Source organism: Aeromonas sp. D3 (assembly GCF_027705025.1).
Classification (GTDB): domain Bacteria; phylum Pseudomonadota; class Gammaproteobacteria; order Enterobacterales; family Aeromonadaceae; genus Aeromonas; species Aeromonas salmonicida.
Map to the genome: position 1 here is coordinate 1 of NZ_JAPDBE010000004.1, position 17745 is coordinate 17745.

The 17745-nt window shown below is 61.4% G+C and carries 16 protein-coding genes; 8 read left to right on the forward strand and 8 right to left on the reverse strand.

The window, feature by feature from the left end; translation table 11 throughout:
* The coding region (locus tag OKC28_RS03850) for a transposase (protein WP_216823201.1) at positions 1–260 on the reverse strand (260 nt) is incomplete at its 3' end.
* A 178-nt stretch (positions 261–438) separates the two neighbouring features.
* Between OKC28_RS03850 and OKC28_RS03855 the strand changes: the two genes are divergently transcribed.
* From OKC28_RS03855 to OKC28_RS03865, 3 genes are all read left to right on the forward strand, one after another.
* Positions 439–771, forward strand: a complete 333-nt coding sequence (locus tag OKC28_RS03855) for a hypothetical protein (protein WP_005316030.1) — start codon at positions 439–441, stop codon at positions 769–771.
* Between the two features lie 508 nt (positions 772–1279).
* Positions 1280–4027: a collagenase gene (locus OKC28_RS03860; protein ID WP_270687541.1), complete on the forward strand. Its 2748-nt coding sequence runs from the start codon at positions 1280–1282 to the stop codon at positions 4025–4027.
* A 216-nt stretch (positions 4028–4243) separates the two neighbouring features.
* Positions 4244–5161 carry a SanA/YdcF family protein gene (locus OKC28_RS03865; protein WP_442865739.1) on the forward strand — a complete coding sequence of 306 codons (918 nt, stop codon included), beginning with the start codon at positions 4244–4246 and terminating at the stop codon, positions 5159–5161.
* 65 nt (positions 5162–5226) lie between these two features.
* Here the strand turns inward: OKC28_RS03865 and OKC28_RS03870 are convergent, their stop codons facing one another.
* Both OKC28_RS03870 and OKC28_RS03875 read right to left on the reverse strand, forming a co-directional pair.
* The gene (locus OKC28_RS03870) at positions 5227–5841 is read right to left on the reverse strand and encodes a superoxide dismutase (protein WP_270687558.1); all 615 of its coding nucleotides are present in this window, start codon (positions 5839–5841) and stop codon (positions 5227–5229) included.
* A gap of 21 nt (positions 5842–5862) precedes the next feature.
* Positions 5863–6288, reverse strand: a complete 426-nt coding sequence (locus OKC28_RS03875; protein ID WP_270687798.1) for a hypothetical protein — start codon at positions 6286–6288, stop codon at positions 5863–5865.
* Positions 6289–6587: 299 nt separating this feature from the next.
* On the opposite strand from OKC28_RS03875, the gene OKC28_RS03880 reads away from it, so the two are divergent.
* Entirely contained in the window at positions 6588–7499 is a 912-nt protein-coding gene (locus OKC28_RS03880) for a lipase family alpha/beta hydrolase (protein ID WP_270687560.1), read from the forward strand.
* On the forward strand, positions 7496–8248 hold the full coding sequence (locus OKC28_RS03885; protein ID WP_270687562.1) for a lipase secretion chaperone: 753 nt from the start codon (positions 7496–7498) through the stop codon (positions 8246–8248). The genes OKC28_RS03880 and OKC28_RS03885 overlap by 4 nt, the downstream gene beginning before the upstream one ends.
* Before the next feature lie 263 nt (positions 8249–8511).
* Here OKC28_RS03885 and OKC28_RS03890 read toward each other — a convergent pair whose 3' ends face one another.
* The 4 genes from OKC28_RS03890 to sgrR form a co-directional block, all read right to left on the reverse strand.
* Complete coding sequence (locus tag OKC28_RS03890; RefSeq protein ID WP_270687801.1) at positions 8512–9213, reverse strand: hypothetical protein; 702 nt, start codon at positions 9211–9213, stop codon at positions 8512–8514.
* Between the two features lie 46 nt (positions 9214–9259).
* Positions 9260–9655 carry an acyl-CoA thioesterase gene (locus OKC28_RS03895; RefSeq protein WP_005316053.1) on the reverse strand — a complete coding sequence of 132 codons (396 nt, stop codon included), beginning with the start codon at positions 9653–9655 and terminating at the stop codon, positions 9260–9262.
* A 188-nt stretch (positions 9656–9843) separates the two neighbouring features.
* On the reverse strand, positions 9844–12021 hold the full coding sequence (gene katG, locus OKC28_RS03900) for a catalase/peroxidase HPI (protein ID WP_270687564.1): 2178 nt from the start codon (positions 12019–12021) through the stop codon (positions 9844–9846).
* Between the two features lie 192 nt (positions 12022–12213).
* Positions 12214–13890, reverse strand: coding sequence for an HTH-type transcriptional regulator SgrR (gene sgrR, locus OKC28_RS03905; RefSeq protein WP_270687566.1), 1677 nt, complete (start codon positions 13888–13890; stop codon positions 12214–12216).
* Positions 13891–13990: 100 nt separating this feature from the next.
* Here sgrR and OKC28_RS03910 point away from each other — a divergent pair, with 100 nt between their 5' ends.
* The 3 genes from OKC28_RS03910 to OKC28_RS03920 all read left to right on the forward strand — a co-directional run bounded on the left by OKC28_RS03910 (position 13991) and on the right by OKC28_RS03920 (position 16337).
* Entirely contained in the window at positions 13991–14167 is a 177-nt protein-coding gene (locus OKC28_RS03910; protein ID WP_005316058.1) for a hypothetical protein, read from the forward strand.
* Positions 14168–14331: 164 nt separating this feature from the next.
* The gene (locus OKC28_RS03915) at positions 14332–15600 is read left to right on the forward strand and encodes an O-acetylhomoserine aminocarboxypropyltransferase/cysteine synthase family protein (protein WP_219593069.1); all 1269 of its coding nucleotides are present in this window, start codon (positions 14332–14334) and stop codon (positions 15598–15600) included.
* Positions 15601–15710: 110 nt separating this feature from the next.
* On the forward strand, positions 15711–16337 hold the full coding sequence (locus OKC28_RS03920) for a glutathione S-transferase family protein (protein ID WP_270687570.1): 627 nt from the start codon (positions 15711–15713) through the stop codon (positions 16335–16337).
* Between the two features lie 83 nt (positions 16338–16420).
* On the opposite strand, the gene OKC28_RS03925 is transcribed toward OKC28_RS03920, so the two are convergent.
* Positions 16421–17596, reverse strand: a complete 1176-nt coding sequence (locus tag OKC28_RS03925; RefSeq protein ID WP_270687572.1) for an iron-containing alcohol dehydrogenase — start codon at positions 17594–17596, stop codon at positions 16421–16423.
* Positions 17597–17745 lie beyond the last annotated feature (149 nt).

The following is a 17745-nucleotide window of genomic DNA, read 5'->3' on the forward strand; positions in this document are numbered from 1 at the left end:
ATGGAGGCGATTTCGTACAGAGCATCTTCCATCGCGCCATCGCTCAGGTTGTACCAATGCTGCATGCAGTGAATGCGTAGCATGGTTTCCAGCGGATAAGGTCGCCGGCCACTACCAGCCTTGGGGTAAAACGGCTCGATGACTTCCACCATGTTTTGCCATGGCAGAATCTGCTCCATGCGGGACAAGAAAATCTCTTTTCTGGTCTGACGGCGCTTACTGCTGAATTCACTGTCGGCGAAGGTAAGTTGATGACTCATGATGAACCCTGTTCCATGGCTCCAGATGACAAACATGATCTCATATCAGGGACTTGTTCGCACCTTCCCTAAGACAGCGGAGCTGCCATCTGAGAAGAGTGATGTCATAAGCTGTATGCCATTCTCTTTGATTGCGTTGCCCTTTTCGTACAACGACATGTGACGAAAAGGACATAAAATGAACACTTGCATCCCCTCCACCGGTTCTGTCCGCAAAAGCATTATCCGTTGCGCCTCCTCAGCCGCCACCGCCTTGCTGCTTGGTGCTGCACTGTTGCCCGCTACCGCGTCGGCTTACGATGGCACTGTGACCCTGACTGGTACCATTTATGAATCACCCTGTGACTTTTCTGACAACAGCGTGACCTGCTATTCCGGCGCACAGCGCCAAACCCTGGATTTGGCCAGCCTGCGACAAACTGGCAGCCTCAACGCAATCAATGGCACCCTGAATTACAAGCTGTCAGAAGGCAGCAATAGCATGGCCATAGTGACCGTCAGTTACCTCTAGTTTCCTCCTGAGCCTGGCTCAGGATTGCTTGAAGATCAGGGCCGGCATACCGATTGGTTTGTCGGCAGCCTGCCTTGGCCACTGGCAAAGCAACCTCTGTTGCCTTTGTGTCGCGTCCCTCTTGTCAGTCTCGGTTGCACCTCTGCTCCGCGTCCTCTCGATCTGTTCCCTTCCCTATTCACCCTTTCCTGGGTCACAGCGTCATGGCCACATAAACGCCTGGCGACCGCCAGTAAAGAGCCTCCATACCATTCGGACATGAGGCACACCTGCCCACGGCACAGCAAACCTCAAACGAGAGCTGGATCACATTCACAGCGTGGAGGCTTAGATCCCCCCCAGATGGCAGATGAGTCCTTGCTATCACTGCAGCCCCCAATGGGACTCAATTTATTTTGATAGATGCTAAATAAATGATTTATATGGCCTGGTTGGTGAGTTGATACCCTTTTGGAACTGAGTACATTGCCCGCGATAACCACGCAGACTCTCATCCAAAGGGATAAAAATGAACAATCTGGGTACAAGGTTGCTGCTTCTGGCAGCACCGGGCCTGCTCGCCACCTCGGCGCTGGCCAATTACTCCCCCACCGACTGGCAAGCATACCGGCTGAACGGTGAATCGAGCCGCCAGCTGAGCGATCGCGTCACCGAAGTCACCTACGAGCTCAGCGCCCGCAATGACGATGCCCCCTATCAGCAACTGCGCGTCTATCGCCGCTTCGACTGGAACGATAGCGACCTCAGTGCACTGGCGGAGCAAGCCTGCGGCGAGCCGCAGCTCAGGATTGAGCAGGGCTGGCAGATCCGTTACCTCAGCTGCGAGCAGGTGGTACCGGCAGGCAAGGCCATCCCGGCCAACAGCTATGACTATGGTTACGGCCTGGAGCAGGGCCGCTGGGAGCCATTGACCGGCACCCCGACCGCACCGCGCCAGGATCGTATGCCACTGGCCGAGCGCATCATACTGGGTCACAGCGAGCAGGAGCTGGATCGCTGCGAGCTCAACGCCCAGGGCCGCTGCGCCGAGCAGGTTTGGCAATATCAGCCGCAAAACTGGCAGCAACTCAGCGTGCTGGAAGAGGCCCCCAACGAGCGGGATGGCCGCCTCGAGCAGATCTTCTTCCGCCTGCAACCCGTGCCAGGCAGTCAGGCCGCCAGCCAGGTGAGCGAGATCCACGTATGGCGCAAGTACAGCTGGCAGCTGGATGAAACCAGAGCCCAGCAAGAGTGCGATGAACCCCAGACCCGCCAGGAAGGGGACAAGACCATCAGCTATCGGGTTTGCCGCCAGACCCTGCCCGCCGGCAGCGAGGTGCAGGTAGTACTGAAAGACACCGGCTATCAATACCCGGTCGGTGGCAGCGAATGGCAGACACTGCCAGAAACCGACGAGTGGCAAGAGAGCCGGGTGCTCAATCGCCCCATAGTGCTGGCCAGCAAGGAGGAGCAGCTCGACTGCCGTCGCACCGATGGCCGCGCCTGCTCCGAGCCGGAGCAACCGGGCACGGATCTGCTGGATGCCGACGCCGCCAGGATAGTGCAGGACGCCAGCGGTCAGCCCGCTCCCGTCTGGCAGGAAAACTATGGCCACGATGACACCAAGCTGCTGGCCGTGTCACGGGGCATGCAGAGTCTGCTGGCGGCCAATCAGCCCGCCCATCCGGCCATGAAGCTGCTGCTCGAATATGTGCGCGCCCACAACTATCACAACTACGGCAAGCACAAGGAAGATGGCCCGGCTGCCGCCGAGGCGCTGGCTGAAGCCCTGACTGCGCTCGGTGCCCATCCGCTGCTCTATCCGGAGCAGGTCAGCGATGAGGTGGGAGCCGTCATGGGTGCCTGGAGTATCGCCCTGCATGGCCAGTTCAAAAGCCCGGCGGTGCAGAGCCGGTTCGGTACCCTGCTCGGCCAGTTCAACCAGATGCTGGCTTACAGCACCCGCCACGCCAGCGAGATCAATGGTCAGCATGCCTGGGCAACGGGTCTGTTCGATCTGCTCAACTTCCTCGACTTCGCCAGTGACTACAGCGATGCCTTCGCCGCCGATTTCCGCCAGCAGGATGGTGAGCTGCGCAAACAGCTGCACGCCCTCGGCATGAGCGAGCTGTCGCTGTGGCAAGGACGGGATGGCAAGGATCTGTTCCTGCTCAACAACGTGCTGGATGCCTACACCCGCCTCTATCGGGTCGCCCGTTATACCCGTCCCGACGAGAGCGAAAACTATCGCAAGCTGCTGGATGGTTCAGTCATCGACCTCATCCGTCATCACAGCCTGATCCCGGGTGGCCAGCAGAGCCAGGATCTGCTGGAAGACATATCACTGACCCTCTCCACCTACTATCTGACCTACACGGATCGCACCAGCGAAGCCTGCATCAGCGGCGAGTTTGCCGGTCTCTGCACCCCGATACGGCTGGAGGATGTGCTGCCGTTCGAGCACACCTGCTCGCCGACCCTGCGCCTGCGGGCCCAGGAGCTGAGCCAGGATCAGGCCGACGGCATCTGCCGCGAGCTGGGCGCCGAGGAGCAGCAGTTCCATCAGCAGATGGAAACCGGTTGGCAGCCGGTGGCGGATGACAACAACGAGGCACTGGAGCTGGTGATCTTCAACTCCTCCGCCGACTGGAAACGCTACGGCGGCGCCCTGTTTGGTGGTGTCTCCACCGACAACGGCGGCATCTACATCGAAGGAGATCCAGCTCGCCCCGGCAATCAGGCCCGCTTCTTCGCCTATGAGGCTGAGTGGAAGCGCCCCGCCTTCCAGGTGTGGAACCTGCGCCACGAGTACGTGCACTATCTGGATGGCCGCTTCAACCAGTACGGCAGCTTCGGCCACTACCCGCTCAATCGCACCACCTGGTGGTCGGAAGGGCTGGCGGAGTTCATCGCCCACGGTCAGTGCTTCGCCCGTGGCATGGACAATGTAGCGGGTCGCCCGGCGACCGAACGACCGAGCCTGGCCGACATACTGCACCTGGATTACGACAAGGGTGGCGAGATGGTCTACTCCTGGTCCTATACGGTGCATCGCTTCCTGAACGAGACCGGCCGCGGTGCCAGCTGGCTTGCCATGGCACAGGCCCTGCGCAACCCGGACCAGCAGCAGGCGATGAGCGCCTTCGAAGCCGAGCTGGATCAGCTGATCGCGAGCGACAGCGAGGCCTACCAGAGCTGGCTGAGCCGCGATCTGCTGCCCTGGTGGGAGGCCAACAAGGAGTCTGACGAGTGCAAGGCCAACGACTCCTCCCACTGAGGGTGAGACGTTAGCGACAGAGGGCAGCCACGGCTGCCCTCTGTTTTTATATGAATACTTTATATGGGTGAGGGATCAAGTGGTTAGAAGACAGCCAGATGCGACAGCCTCTGCCCGAGTGACGCCATAGGCAGTTATCAAGCCTGACGCGCAGCGGCAACTTGTAATAGAATGACCCTCTGTCACCTCCTACTTCAGACCCGAACTGCACCGCGCATGAAGAAGTTTGCCAAGATCCTCCTCGCCTGCTTTTGCCTGTTGCTGGTAGCTGCCGCCATGCTGCTGGGCTACAGCGAGTGGACCGTCTCGGACACCCGCCACTACACCTATGACGACGTCGATGCGGTGCCCTACAACAGGGTCGCACTGGTGCTCGGCACCTCCAAGTACCTGATTGGCGGCAGTTCGAATCACTACTTCAAATACAGGATCAAGGCCGCTGCCGAGCTCTACAACAATGGCAAGGTGGACTACATACTGGTCTCCGGTGACAACGCGACCGTCCAGTACAACGAGCCACGCCAGATGCGGCGTGCCCTGATCCAGGCCGGCATTCCGGCCAAGGTGATCTACAGCGACTACGCCGGCTTTCGTACCCTGGACTCCATAGTGCGCGCCAAGGAGGTGTTTGGTCAGGCCCACTTCACAGTGGTGTCGCAGGCCTTTCACAACGAGCGAGCCATCTTTATCGCCCGCCACTTCGGCATCGAGGCCGTCGGCTTCAACGCCAAGGATCCCAGCGCATATCAGGGTATCAAGACCCGGGTGCGCGAGGTGTTTGCCCGGCTGATGGGTCTGCTCGACCTCTATGTTTTGGACAAGGGACCAAAATTCCTCGGCGAGCCCATCGTCATCGGCGGCCCGGTTCCCTGTCTGACATTGAGTACCCTGGGTATGAGCCAGCCCTGCCTGCCTATTCCCCCTGTGACGCAGGACAAGCAGCCGCACGACAAGACCACTCCCGCCGTCAATGCCGCCAGCTCGGCCGCGGCGACTAGTGCCGCATCGACCACGAGCGCAGCAGCGACGACAGGTATATCGCCTGCAACCAGTGCTGCCACAGCGACCAGTTCGTCGCCTGCAACCAGTGCATCGGCGGCAACCAGTTCAGCAGGCGCCAATCCAACGCCCTGACCAGACAAAAAGAGACCCGCCGGATAGCGGGTCTCTTTTTGTGAATGGAACAAGACGCTAGTAGATCAGGCCAGCGCCTGTCGGTAACGACGTTCCACCTCGTCCCAGTCGATCACCTTGTAAAACGCAGCTATATAGTCGGGACGCTTGTTCTGGTACTTGAGGTAATAGGCGTGCTCCCACACGTCCAGCCCCAATATGGGCACCTGGCCCTGCATCAGGGGGCTGTCCTGGTTGGCGCTGCTCTCCACCTGCAATTTGCCCTCCTTGTCCACCACCAGCCAGGCCCAGCCGCTGCCGAAGCGGCTCAATGCAGCCTGGGTGAAAGCCTGCTTGAAAGCATCCAGCCCTCCCAAGTCCCGCTGGATCGCCTCCGCCAGCTCGCCAGTCGGCTCACCGCCGCCTTGCGGGCTCATCACCTGCCAAAACAGGCTGTGGTTGGCATGGCCACCCCCATGATTGCGCACCGCCCCCTGCACCTTGACCGGCAGGCTGTCGAAGCGGGCGAGCAGCTCATCCACTGGCAGGGCGGCCAGCTCGGGGAACGCTTCCAGTGCGACGTTGAGGTTGGTGATGTAGGTCTGGTGGTGACGACTGTGGTGGATCTCCATGGTCAGCGCGTCTATGTGGGGTTCCAGCGCATCGTAGGCGTAAGAAAGGTCTGGCAGGGTATGGCTCATGATCACCTCTTTTTATTGTGATTAATGCAGTTGATGGGCGGGCTCGGCGTGACACAGGCACTGACCGAGGCAACGCTGAATGGCATCCTGAGTGCCGTGCTTGCGCACGAAGGCGATCAGCTCGGTATGGGTGCTGCGGGTATGGCGCAGAGCCGCGGCCCGCAGTGGGCTCGGACAGGCGGGGGACTGGCTGGTAGCAAGCAGGCAATCGTGGATATGGCACAGCAGATCGGCTGCGCGGTCCGGCAGCGTCATGGCGATCAACAGATCCGCCAGATTGTGATGAGCCACCACCAGGGCAGCCACTGCCTCGTCTGCATCGTGCCAGAAAGAGAACTGCTGGCGAGCCAGCCACAGCGCCTGCTGATAATAGGAGAGTGCCTTGGCGTACTCGCCGGCATCGAAATAGCGATTGCCACTCAGGGTCTGCTCCTTCCAATGCACCATGCTGCTGTCCGAGTCGGTTGTCCCGACCCATCCCTTCACCCAGGTTCCTGTCATGATCCCTGCCACTCAAATGATAATAATTATTATTTAACTTATGTGGTGGCCGAATACAAGGGATACTTGATCTTCGCTGGCCTGACGCCCTCTCCCCTCCTGCCCATATGGGTAGGGCTTTTTTGAATCTGTCTGTTTAGTGATCACTTGCACAGATGCAACTGGCCGGGTTGGTCATGCTGGCGGGTACTGGCATGAAGCCGGTGGCTGTCGGATGGACAGCCTATTTCACAAGGATGATGACGATGAAAAGATGGCTATTGGTGCTGCTGTGCGCCCTGCCCATGCTGGGTCAGGCGGCAGGTTATACCCAGACCCGTTACCCCATGGTGCTGGTGCATGGATTATTCGGCTTCGACAAGCTGCTCGGGGTCGATTACTTCTACGGTATCCCCCAGGCCCTGACCCGGGACGGTGCCCGCGTCTATGTAGCGCAGATATCGGCTACCCACAGCTCGGAACTGCGCGGTGAGCAGTTGCTCAAGCAGGTGCAGCAGGTGCTCGCCATCACGGGTGCTGACAAGGTCAACCTCATAGGTCACTCCCACGGCAGCCCCACCATACGCTATGTCGCTTCTGTCGCCCCGGAACTGGTCGCCTCAGCCACCAGCGTGGGGGGCGTCAACTATGGCTCCGAGATAGCAGACCTGGTGCGTGCCAACGTAGCCCCTGGCTCGATAGCCGAGAAACTGGCGGCCGCGGCCGCCTCGGCACTCTCTGGTGTCATCTCGCTGCTCTCCGGCGGCAGCCAGCTGCCACAGGATCCTCTCGCCTCCCTCGATGCGCTCACCAGTGCGGGAGCCCAGCGCTTCAACCAGCGCTACCCAGAGGGGCTACCCAGCCCGTATTGTGGCGAAGGGCCGCTGCGCGCCGCCAACGGCGTCTACTACTTCTCCTGGAGCGGGCGCGGCAGCATGACCAATGTCCTGGATCCGGTGGATCCTGCGCTGGCCCTCACCAGCACCTTTTTCAGCGAGCCCAATGACGGCCTGGTCGGGGTATGCAGCAGCCACCTCGGCAAGGTGATCGGTACCGGCTACCGGATGAACCATCTGGACGAGGTCAATCAGTCGTTTGGCATCCATCACCTGTTTGATACCGATCCTGTCACCCTCTACCGCCAGCACGCCAACCGCTTGCAGGGTCTGGGGCTATGAAGCGATCCCTCCTTCTCGCCCTGCCTCTGGGCGGAGCCTTCTTGCTGGGGGCCGCCCTGTTATGGCCCGACCCGCCGCCGAGTCTGAATGCCGCCCCCGAACAGGGAGCCCTGCGTCATCAGCTGGCCCAACGCCTGGAACAGGGCGAGGCTGACGCAGAGAACCCACTGCTGGCCCGCTACCAGGTTTTTCTGGCGGCGGAGGGCCGCCTGACGGTGCCGACGGATCCGGACCTCGCCAGCCTGCAGCAGCTGTTTGATCAGCGTGAACAACTGCGCCAGCAGAGCTTCACCCCGGCCGAGCAGGATCAGCTGTTTGCCGAAGACAGACTGATGGAGCAGTGGACCCTGCGCCGCAAGGCGCTGGCCCAGGCGAGCGATGCCGACAAGAAGATGCTGGCCGGTGAACTCGAACTCTGGCTGACGGAGCAGCCCCAATGGTTCAGAGAAGCAGAGGTCAACAGCCGCCTGCTCGGCGAGTTGCAGACGCTGGAGCAATTACCTCCTGCCGAGCGGGAAGCCGTGCTGCTGGAGCAGCTGGGACCAGAGGCCGTGGATCGACTGCATCAGCTGGAACAGAGTCAGCAAGGGTTCGAGCAGCAGCTGGCAGGCTATCTGGCCGAGCTCACCCCTTTGCCCGCTCTCGATCGGGCCGAGCAGCAACAGGAGATACTGGCGCGCTGGTTTCCCGCCGAGCAGTGGCGGCGGGTTGAGGCGCTGACCCGGCTGCGGCTAGAAGGACAGCCATAAACAACAAGGGGGCCGCGATGGCCCTCTTGCTTCATGCTGCAACCGCACTCATTGTCGCTTGTTGGCCCTCGGCAGTAGCTGCCAGGTTCAGGGGAATAGACCAGACCACAACGACAAGGGGGCCCTGATGGCCCCCTTGCTTCATGCTGCAACCGCACTCATTGTCGCTTGTTGGCCCTCGGCAGTGGCTACCTGGTTCAGGGGAATATACCATAACGACAAGGGGGCCCTGACGGCCCCCTTGTTTCATGCTGCAACCGCACTTATTGCGGCTTGTTGGCACCAGGCAGTGGCTGCCAGGTGAGACGGGTCACCTGGGTGCCTTGCACATCGCACTTGAGGTTCAGATCCTGCCAGCCCTTGTCCTGGCGCAGGGAGACCTCTCCTTCGATGCCCGATTCACTCACCTTGAGTGTCTTCTGCTCGAAGGTCACCTTGTCGCCCCTGGCCAGATCCATCAGCTTGCCGTTGCAGAGCCAGTGGGTGAGTTCGGTGCCTTTCAGCTTGACGCTGCCACTGCTGGCTTTCTCCTCAGCCGGGCTGATGGCAAACAGCCTGGCCAGGTCAGCAGATCGCTTGGTGAGCCAGGCTTCACGCTGTTGCATGCTTATTTTGCTGACGAACTCGGCGGGCTGTCCCTTGTTATCAAGCCAGTGGGTCAGCTTGCCTTGCTCATCGAAGGCAAACTGGGCGGCAGGTTCTCTGACCCCGAACAGCTTGCCCCCCTTGAAGTAGTAACGGCTCTCCCCTTGCAGCTTGCCCTGCTCGTTCATGATGGGCACGGCTATGATGACGGGGGTGCCATCGATCCAGGCCTTGATCTCCACACCGTCATGACTGAACTGACGGGTGTCGAGGGCGCTCTCGGCCCCCCGGTCGATCAGGGTGAACTGCTCCGCAAGAGAAGCGGCCAGAGAAGGTAGGGAACAGAGTCCCAGTGTCAGAGCAGTCACTGTGTTGCGCATTATGTTCCTGTGCATGGTTTTCCTGTGGTAGGCCAACAGGCCAAGATTAACTCTCTATCAGCCAGGCCCGCAGCGCTTCCCTGTGCTTGTCACTCAAGGGCAGGGATTGGCGGGTCTGATAGTCAAAATGGATCAGGGTCGTTTCGCCGGTGACGGCCAGCTCACCGCCCTGCCAGGCTTCCTGCCAGAGCGTGAAGGAGCTGGATCCGATGCGGCGCACCCCGGTGTTGATCGATACCTGCTGACCATAAAACAGCTCGCGTTTGAACTGTACCGTATAGCCCGCGATGATCAGGTGCCAGTTATGCACATCCAGCTCGGGAGAGAAGATGCGAAACAGGGGATCCCGCGCCGCCTCGAACCAGACCGCCGGCACCGTATTGTTGATGTGGCCGAGGGCATCTGTCTCTTGAAAACGGGGTTGGATCTGCATTTCCAGCATGGGTGACTCCTTGTCAGCAGGGGCTTGGCAGCTAGCCATCATCAATGAATCAAGATGTTACCTGATATCCAGTCCAAAAGGACAGGGGCGGCACTGCTCCCCGGCACTGGCCAATCTCTGTCGCAACCCCTGGCTCAGGACAAAAAAACACCCCGCACACCCGGGTGTGCGGGGCCGTCGGGTCAGCCTTAACTCATCAGATCAAAGCGGTCCGCATTCATCACCTTGTTCCAGGCACTGATGAAATCGCAGACGAACTTCTCCTTGTTGTCATCCTGGGCATAGACCTCGGCGTAGGCACGCAGTACCGAGTTGGAGCCGAACACAAGATCGATCCGGGTCGCCGTCCATTTCACCTTGCCGCTCTTGCGATCGCGCACTTCATACAGACGATCTCCCGACGGGTGCCAGGTGTTGGCCATGTCGGTAAGGTTGACGAAGTAGTCATTGGTCAAGGCCCCTTCCCTCTCGGTAAAGACACCGTGCCGGGTACCGCCATGGTTGGTGCCGAGCACCCGCATGCCACCCACCAGAACCGTCATCTCATGGGCCGTCAGCCCCATCAGCTGGGTGCGATCCAGCATCAGTTCCTCCGCCGTGACCGCATAGTCCTTCTTCAACCAGTTGCGGTAACCGTCGGCCAGCGGCTCAAGCACCTCGAACGACGCCACATCGGTCTGGGCCTGACTGGCATCACCACGACCCGGGCTGAAGGGGACTGTCACCTCGACCCCGGCGGCCCTGGCCGCCAGCTCAACACCCAGGTTACCCGCCAGCACTATCACATCCGCCACGCTGATCTGGCTGGCGGCGGCGATGGGTTCCAGCACCTTGAGTACCCGCGCCAGTCTGGCCGGTTCATTGCCTTCCCACTCCTTCTGCGGGGCCAGCCGGATACGGGCACCGTTGGCACCACCACGCAGATCCGAGCCCCGGAAAGTACGGGCGCTGTCCCAGGCGGTACTGACCATATCGCTGATGGAGAGGCCACTGGCGGCAATGCTGGCCTTCACCGCAGCCACGTCATAATCGGTACGCCCGGCAGGCACAGGATCCTGCCAGATCAGATCTTCAGCTGGCACATAAGGCCCCACATAGCGGGTTTTCGGCCCCAGATCCCTGTGGGTCAGCTTGAACCAGGCGCGGGCGAAGGCATCGGAGAAGGCCGCCGGATCAGCGCGGAAACGCTCGGCGATCTTGCGGTACTCAGGGTCGAACTTCAGCGCCATGTCGGCGTCTGTCATGATGGGGTTGTGGCGAATGGCAGGATCTTCCACATCCACCGGCTTGTCCTCTTCCCGTATATTGACGGGCTCCCACTGCCAGGCACCGGCCGGGCTCTTTTTCAGTTCCCACTCGTAGTTGAACAGCAGGTAGAAGTAGCCGTTGTCCCAACGGGTGGGGTGGGTGGTCCAGGCCCCTTCAATGCCGCTGGTCACCGCATTGCGGCCAATGCCGCGCTGGGTCTTGTTGAGCCAGCCCAGCCCCTGATCCTCGACAGCGGCACCTTCCGGCTCGGGCCCGAGCAGCCGGGCATCCCCATTGCCGTGACATTTGCCTACCGTGTGCCCCCCGGCCGTCAGGGCGACCGTCTCTTCGTCATCCATCGCCATGCGGGCAAAGGTGACCCGCATGTCCTTGGCGGTTTTCAGAGGATCCGGATTGCCGTCGACCCCTTCCGGGTTGACGTAGATGAGCCCCATCATCACTGCCGCCAGCGGGTTGTCCAGATCCCGCTCGCCAGAGTAACGGCCACCGGGCTTGCTGCTCGGTGCCAGCCACTCCTTCTCCGCGCCCCAATAGATGTCTTTCTCGGGGTGCCAGATATCCTCACGGCCGAAGGCGAAGCCGAATGTCTTGAGCCCCATGGACTCATAAGCTACGGTGCCGGCCAGAATGATCAGATCGGCCCAGCTGATCTTGTTGCCGTACTTTTTCTTGATGGGCCACAGCAGACGCCGGGCCTTGTCCAGGTTGGCGTTGTCAGGCCAGGAGTTGAGCGGAGCAAAACGCTGATTGCCGGTACTGCCACCACCACGGCCATCGGCGATACGGTAGGTACCGGCCGAGTGCCAGGCCATGCGGATCATCAGGCCGCCGTAGTGGCCCCAGTCTGCCGGCCACCAATCCTGGCTGTCGGTCATCAGGGCGGTCACATCCTGCTTGAGGGCGGCCATGTCGAGCTTCTTGAGCTCTTCCCGGTAATTGAAACCGGGCCCCAGCGGATTGGTCTTGGTGTCGTGCTGATGGAGAATGTCGAGGTTGAGGCTCTTCGGCCACCACGCCATGTTGGCTTGCTCGCCGGAGGTGGTACCACCGTGCATGACCGGGCATTTTCCTTGGGAACGTTCTGAATTGTTGCTCATCTTTTTCCTCATTTGCTCTGCTTTCCATAACCTGAACTAGCATGGCACTTTGGAATTGAATGTCCAATGAACTACGCCCCGCCGACCCATAGTAAAAACGGCAATTAAAACAGGATGACGATCTGCCGGAAGAGCACCTTGCAGGTACAAGGTGAGGCGAGACAGGTTCAACCCGCCTCATAAGCATCGTCCTTACTCGGGGCGAAGCCAGGCACTGCGAAAATCAAACCAGCCGAGGGCCGTCATGCGCACCCCGTGCACACCGACCCGGCTCTCCAGCTCCAGCCAGTGGTGGAACAGGGGCACGAACCAGCCCTGTTGCTGCACCCGGGCCAGCAGAGCGCGCGGGCCCGGCTCCTCACCGCTGGCACGCCACCGGGTCAGGCCCTGCCATAAAGCATGCTGACTGGCCCACACCTTGTGCAGCAGCGGCGTGCCCAGCAGCCAGGCGTAGGGGGCGAAGGCATGCTCGTGCTCCAGATTGAGGGTGCCGAGCCAGAGATCCACATCCTCATCCACCCCGCTCACCCAGCGGCCGTAATCCAGGGTGCGAACCTCCAGCCGGATCCCCTGTTCTGCCAGCAGGCTGGCCATGGCGCCGGCACACTCGTTGAACTCCAGGTGCTGATTGAAACAGGCCAGCACCAGCCGCGCCGGCCGTTGCTCCGGCGTTGGCAATGACGCAGGCAGGGCCTCGCGCCAGTGGGGCAACAGACCCAGCGCACTGGTCCAGCCCCGCTGCAACTCGGGGGCGACCCGTGCCATCAGGGCGATGGGGTTGAGCAGCCGGGCCAGCCAGTGACGCAGGGCGGGATCCTGCAAGGATACGGATCTGTCGTCCTGCAGCAGGAAGTAGCAGCCGGATTCAAGCTCGGATTCACCGCGCATGCTGCCGAGTTCAGGGCTGTCACGTCCCAGCTGCAGGTGGGTCTCCAGCCGCTCCGCCAGCTCCGGCAGCATCCAGATGTCGATCTCGTCGAGCAGGGCACGCAGACCGAAGTAGTCGTCGAACGCCTCCAGACAAAGGTGGAGGGGATCGTTGGCGGTCACCTTGTAGGGGCCCGTGCCCACCGGCTGCAGTGCAAAGCCCGCCTCCCCCTTGAGCTCCCGCGGCAATATGGTTGCCACCGGTTCGGCCAGCAGATGGGGCAGCAGAGGATCCGGGCTGTCGAGATACAGATCCAGAGTGCGCGGCCAGGGGCTCTCCAGCCGAACCAGATGGGCGAACAGGGGACGATCCCGTAGTGCCAGCAGACTCTCCATCACATCTTCTACCACCAGCTCACGGCCGTGGTGAAAGCGCACCACCGGCCGCAGATAGAAGCGCCAGTGACAGGGCCCCAGACACTCCCAGTGGTGGGCCAGATCCCCTTCGATTTCCCCATTTTCCTCATTTCGTCGGGTGAGACCGTTGAAGATCTGTCGGCTCAGGTGAATTTCGGAGCGACGCAGCGGATCCGTGGGCAGCAGCTGGGGCAGCGGCCGATAGTAGGGCACCCGCAGGATCTGGCGTCCCTCTCGGGTAGCCTGGCCGAGCTGCTCGATCAGCAGCGGGGTGAGCAGATCCAGCCGACCTTCCGCCAGCCGCACCGCCTGGGCGAGCTGGCCCTGACTCAGCAGATCCCGCAGGCGGCGCCGGGTCAGACTCTCCTGGCTGTCGAGCAGGGTGAGCCGGGAGCGCCGTCCCCTGCCCGCCTCGGCTGACCAGCTGAGCCAGCCCTGATCCTGCATCCGCCGCAGCAGCAGGCGGGCGTTGCGTGGGGTGCAGCAGAGCAGGTCCGCCACTTCGGCGAGACTTGCTTCCCGCTCATCGCAGCCAAGCTGCTGGGCGAGTCGTTGAAACTGCTGATAGAGGCGACTGGTCGGCATAAAAGAGGAAATCCTGTTGCTATAAGTCATCAGTTTTTACTTCCGCATTTTAGCTCAATACTGCTGATGAACATGAGAGCCACAGCACAGGAGCATCATCATGAACCAGCAAAGCGCCCCCAAACCGAACCGGATCCAGCAAACCCTGCGTCGTTACTTCAAGCGGATCCTGCCTCGCCCGCTGACCCTGATCGAGGATCCCATGAGCCAGCTCAACCGCCTGATGCAGTGGGACATGCACCAGATCGATGACAAGGAGTATCGTCGCCGCCTCTGAGTGCAGCGTCAGTTGCTCAAGAGCGAGGCCCATCGTCAGCGGATGCCATTGCTTTACCGGATTGGGTGGTTTACATCGCCGCTGAGCCTGATAGATTGGACGTCTATCCATCTATAACTGCCCAGCTGTCACTGCGACAAGCAACATCCAACAAGGAGTGTGTGATGAAAGATGCGACCCTGGCCCTGCACCACGGCTTTTCCAGCGATCCCACTACCAAGGCGGTCGCCGTGCCCATCTACCAGACGGTGGCCTACGAGTTCGACAGCGCCCAGCACGGGGCGGATCTGTTCAATCTGGCGGTGCCGGGCAACATCTATACCCGTATCATGAATCCCACCAACGATGTGCTGGAACAGCGAATGGCCGCGCTGGAAGGGGGTATTGCCGGGCTGGTGGTCTCCGCGGGTTCCGCCGCCATCACCTACGCCATCCAGGCGCTGACCGCCGCCGGTGACAACATAGTCTCCACACCCCAGCTCTATGGCGGCACCTACACACTGTTTGCCCACATGCTGCCGAGCTTCGGGGTTGAAGTGCGCTTCGCCAAAGATGACAGCGCCGAAGCCATCGCCGCCCTCATCGACGACAAGACCAAGGCGGTCTACTGCGAGAGCATAGGCAACCCGGCGGGCAACATCGTCGATCTGGCCGCCTTCGCCAAGGTGGCCCACGCCCGTGGCGTGCCGCTCATCGTCGACAACACGGTCGCCACGCCAGTGCTGTGCAAACCCATCGAACATGGCGCCGATATAGTGGTACACAGCCTGACCAAATATGTCGGCGGCCACGGCAACTCGCTGGGTGGCGTGGTGGTCGACTCGGGCAAGTTCCCCTGGGCGGATCACGCCGAACGCTTCCCCCAGCTCACCCAGCCCGAGCCCTCCTACCACGGTGTGGTCTATACCGAGGCTTTTGGCCCGGCTGCCTTTATCGGTCGGGTACGCACAGTGCCCTTGCGCAATACCGGCGCGGCGCTGGCACCCATGAACGCCTTCCTGCTGCTGCAGGGGCTTGAAACCCTGAGCCTGCGCATGGAGCGCCACGTGGACAACGCCCTTCAGGTCGCCCACCACCTCAAGCATCATCCCAAGGTAGCCTGGGTCAGCTACGCCGGTCTGCCGGGACATCCCCACTATCTGCTGGCGGAGAAGTACATGGGCGGTCGGCCGTCGGCCATCCTTTCGTTTGGCTTGAAGGAGGGCTATGAGGCGGGGGTGCGCTTCTACGATGCGCTCAAGATCTTCAAGCGGCTGGTCAACATAGGTGACGCCAAGTCGCTGGCTTGCCACCCCGCCTCCACCACCCATCGCCAGCTGAGCGAGGAGGAACAGGTCAGGGCCGGGGTCAAGCCGGAGATGATCCGCTTGTCTGTGGGGATAGAAGCGATCGAGGACATATTGGCGGATCTGGATCAGGCGCTGGAGGCCTGAGTCAGCCAACGAGAGAGCGGGCACTGCCCGCTCTCTTGATTTCTCCATGCCGGTGAACCAGTCACCTCGCCGACGCGTATACCGACTCCTGCCACCGAATCGAGGTTCCAATGATAATCCTGCACCACCTGAACAAATCCCGCTCCCAACGCATCATCTGGCTGCTCGAAGAGCTGGGCTTGCCCTACCAGATCAAGGCCTACCAGCGCGATGCCACCACTTTTCTGGCGCCGCCCGAGCTGAAAGCCATCCACCCCCTCGGCAAGTCGCCTGTCATCGAGCTGGAAGGACGCGTGCTGGCAGAATCCGGCGCCATCACAGAGTACCTGATTGCCCGCCACGCCCCCGAGCGGCTGGCGCCAGCTCAGGATAGCCCCGACTACCCCGAATACCTGCAGTGGATCCACTTTGCCGAGAGCTCCGGCATACTGCCGCTGCTGCTCGACATGTTCGTGCGCAAGGATGGCAGCCCGATGCGCTTCCTGCCGGACTACGCCAAAGCGGAGTGCGCCAAGGTGCTGGGCTATCTAAATGCGGTCTTGAGCACTCGCCACTATCTGGTGGGGGACCGTCTCTCCGGCGCCGACATCATGAACTCCTTCCTGGTGGATCTGCTGGCCCAGGGCGGCCAGCTGGCACACTTCCCGCACCTGCAAACCTACTGGGAACGCCTCAATACCCACCCGGCCCGCCAAAAAGCAGCTGTGCTGGAGCGTGAGCTGGATCTGGGCACCTGATCCTCTGCCCTCAGCGCCTCACCCCGAAATGCAAAACACCCCGACAATCGGGGCGTTTTCTTTTCAGCTCGTCAGCCAAATGCTCAGAGCGCGTGGGAAAGGATCCTGGCGACCTTGTCCGGATCTATGTCCTGCTGCTCACCCAGCGCCGTCAGGCCGAAACGCTTGAGGTTGGAGCAGATACCTGGGATGCAGCTCTCGCTCAGACCGTAGTCGGCGAGACGGGTGCCCACCCCCATCTGCTGGAAGAACTGCTCGGTGCGGATGATCGCCTCCTCGATGTGCAGCGCCTTGTCCTCCCGGCTCGAATGCCAGACCCGTTCGGCGAACTGGGCCAGCTTCTCCTGCTTCTGGGCCGCCTGCTCACGCAGCAGGGAGGGCAGCACCACCGCCAGACTCTGGGCATGATCCAGCCCGTGCAGCGCGGTGAGCTGGTGGCCGATGGCGTGAGTGGACCAGTCCTGGGGCACGCCGCGGCCGATGAGACCATTGAGCGCCAGGCTGGCGGCCCACATCAGGTTGGCGCGCACCTGATAATGGGTGGGATCCACCAGGGCTTTGGGGCCGTTATCCACCAGCACCTGCAGCAAGCCTTCCGCCAGCCGGTCCTGCACCTCGCCCCCCACAGGGAAGGTGAGGTACTGCTCTATGATGTGGACGAAGGCATCCACCACCCCATTGCCGATCTGGCGGGCGGGCAGGCTGTAGGTGGTGGTGGGATCGAGCACGGCAAACACAGGTTGCACCAGCGGATTCATGAAGGAGAGCTTGGCCTCCCCCCGACTCACCACGGCGGCGGGATTGCTCTCCGAGCCAGTGGCGGGCAGGGTCAGCACGCAGCCCAGAGGCAGGGCCGCCTTGACGGGCGCCTTGTGCAGCAGTATCTCCCAGGGATCCCCCCCCTCGAAGCAGGCCGCGGCGGCCACGAACTTGGTGCCATCCACCACGGATCCGCCGCCGACCGCCAGCAGGAAGTCTATGCGCTCGCGCTTGACCAGCGCCACCGCCTCCATCAGCTGATCGTACTGGGGGTTGGCCCCTATGCCTGAAAACTCCTGCCAATCCCTCCCCGCCAACGCCTGGGTCAACTGGTCATAGACGCCGTTTTTCTTGATGCTGCCACCGCCGTAGAGCACCAGCAGGCGACTACCTGCCGGGATCAGGTCGGGCAGGCTGGCGATCTGGCCGTCACCAAAACAGACCCGGGTAGGATTGGCATATTGGAAGTTGTACACGGCAAAGCCCTCGGTTGAATGCATGCAAGGGGATTGTGCGCCCGTGGCTCCGGCAGGTCAAAAAACGGGAGCCGGCTATCAAAACACGCATTGCGTTCGAGTCCAGTGGGTTGGTCAGGCGCGGCTCTGCTATGGTCTGTCAGGAAGGCGGTGCCATGTGCCATCCGGGCCTG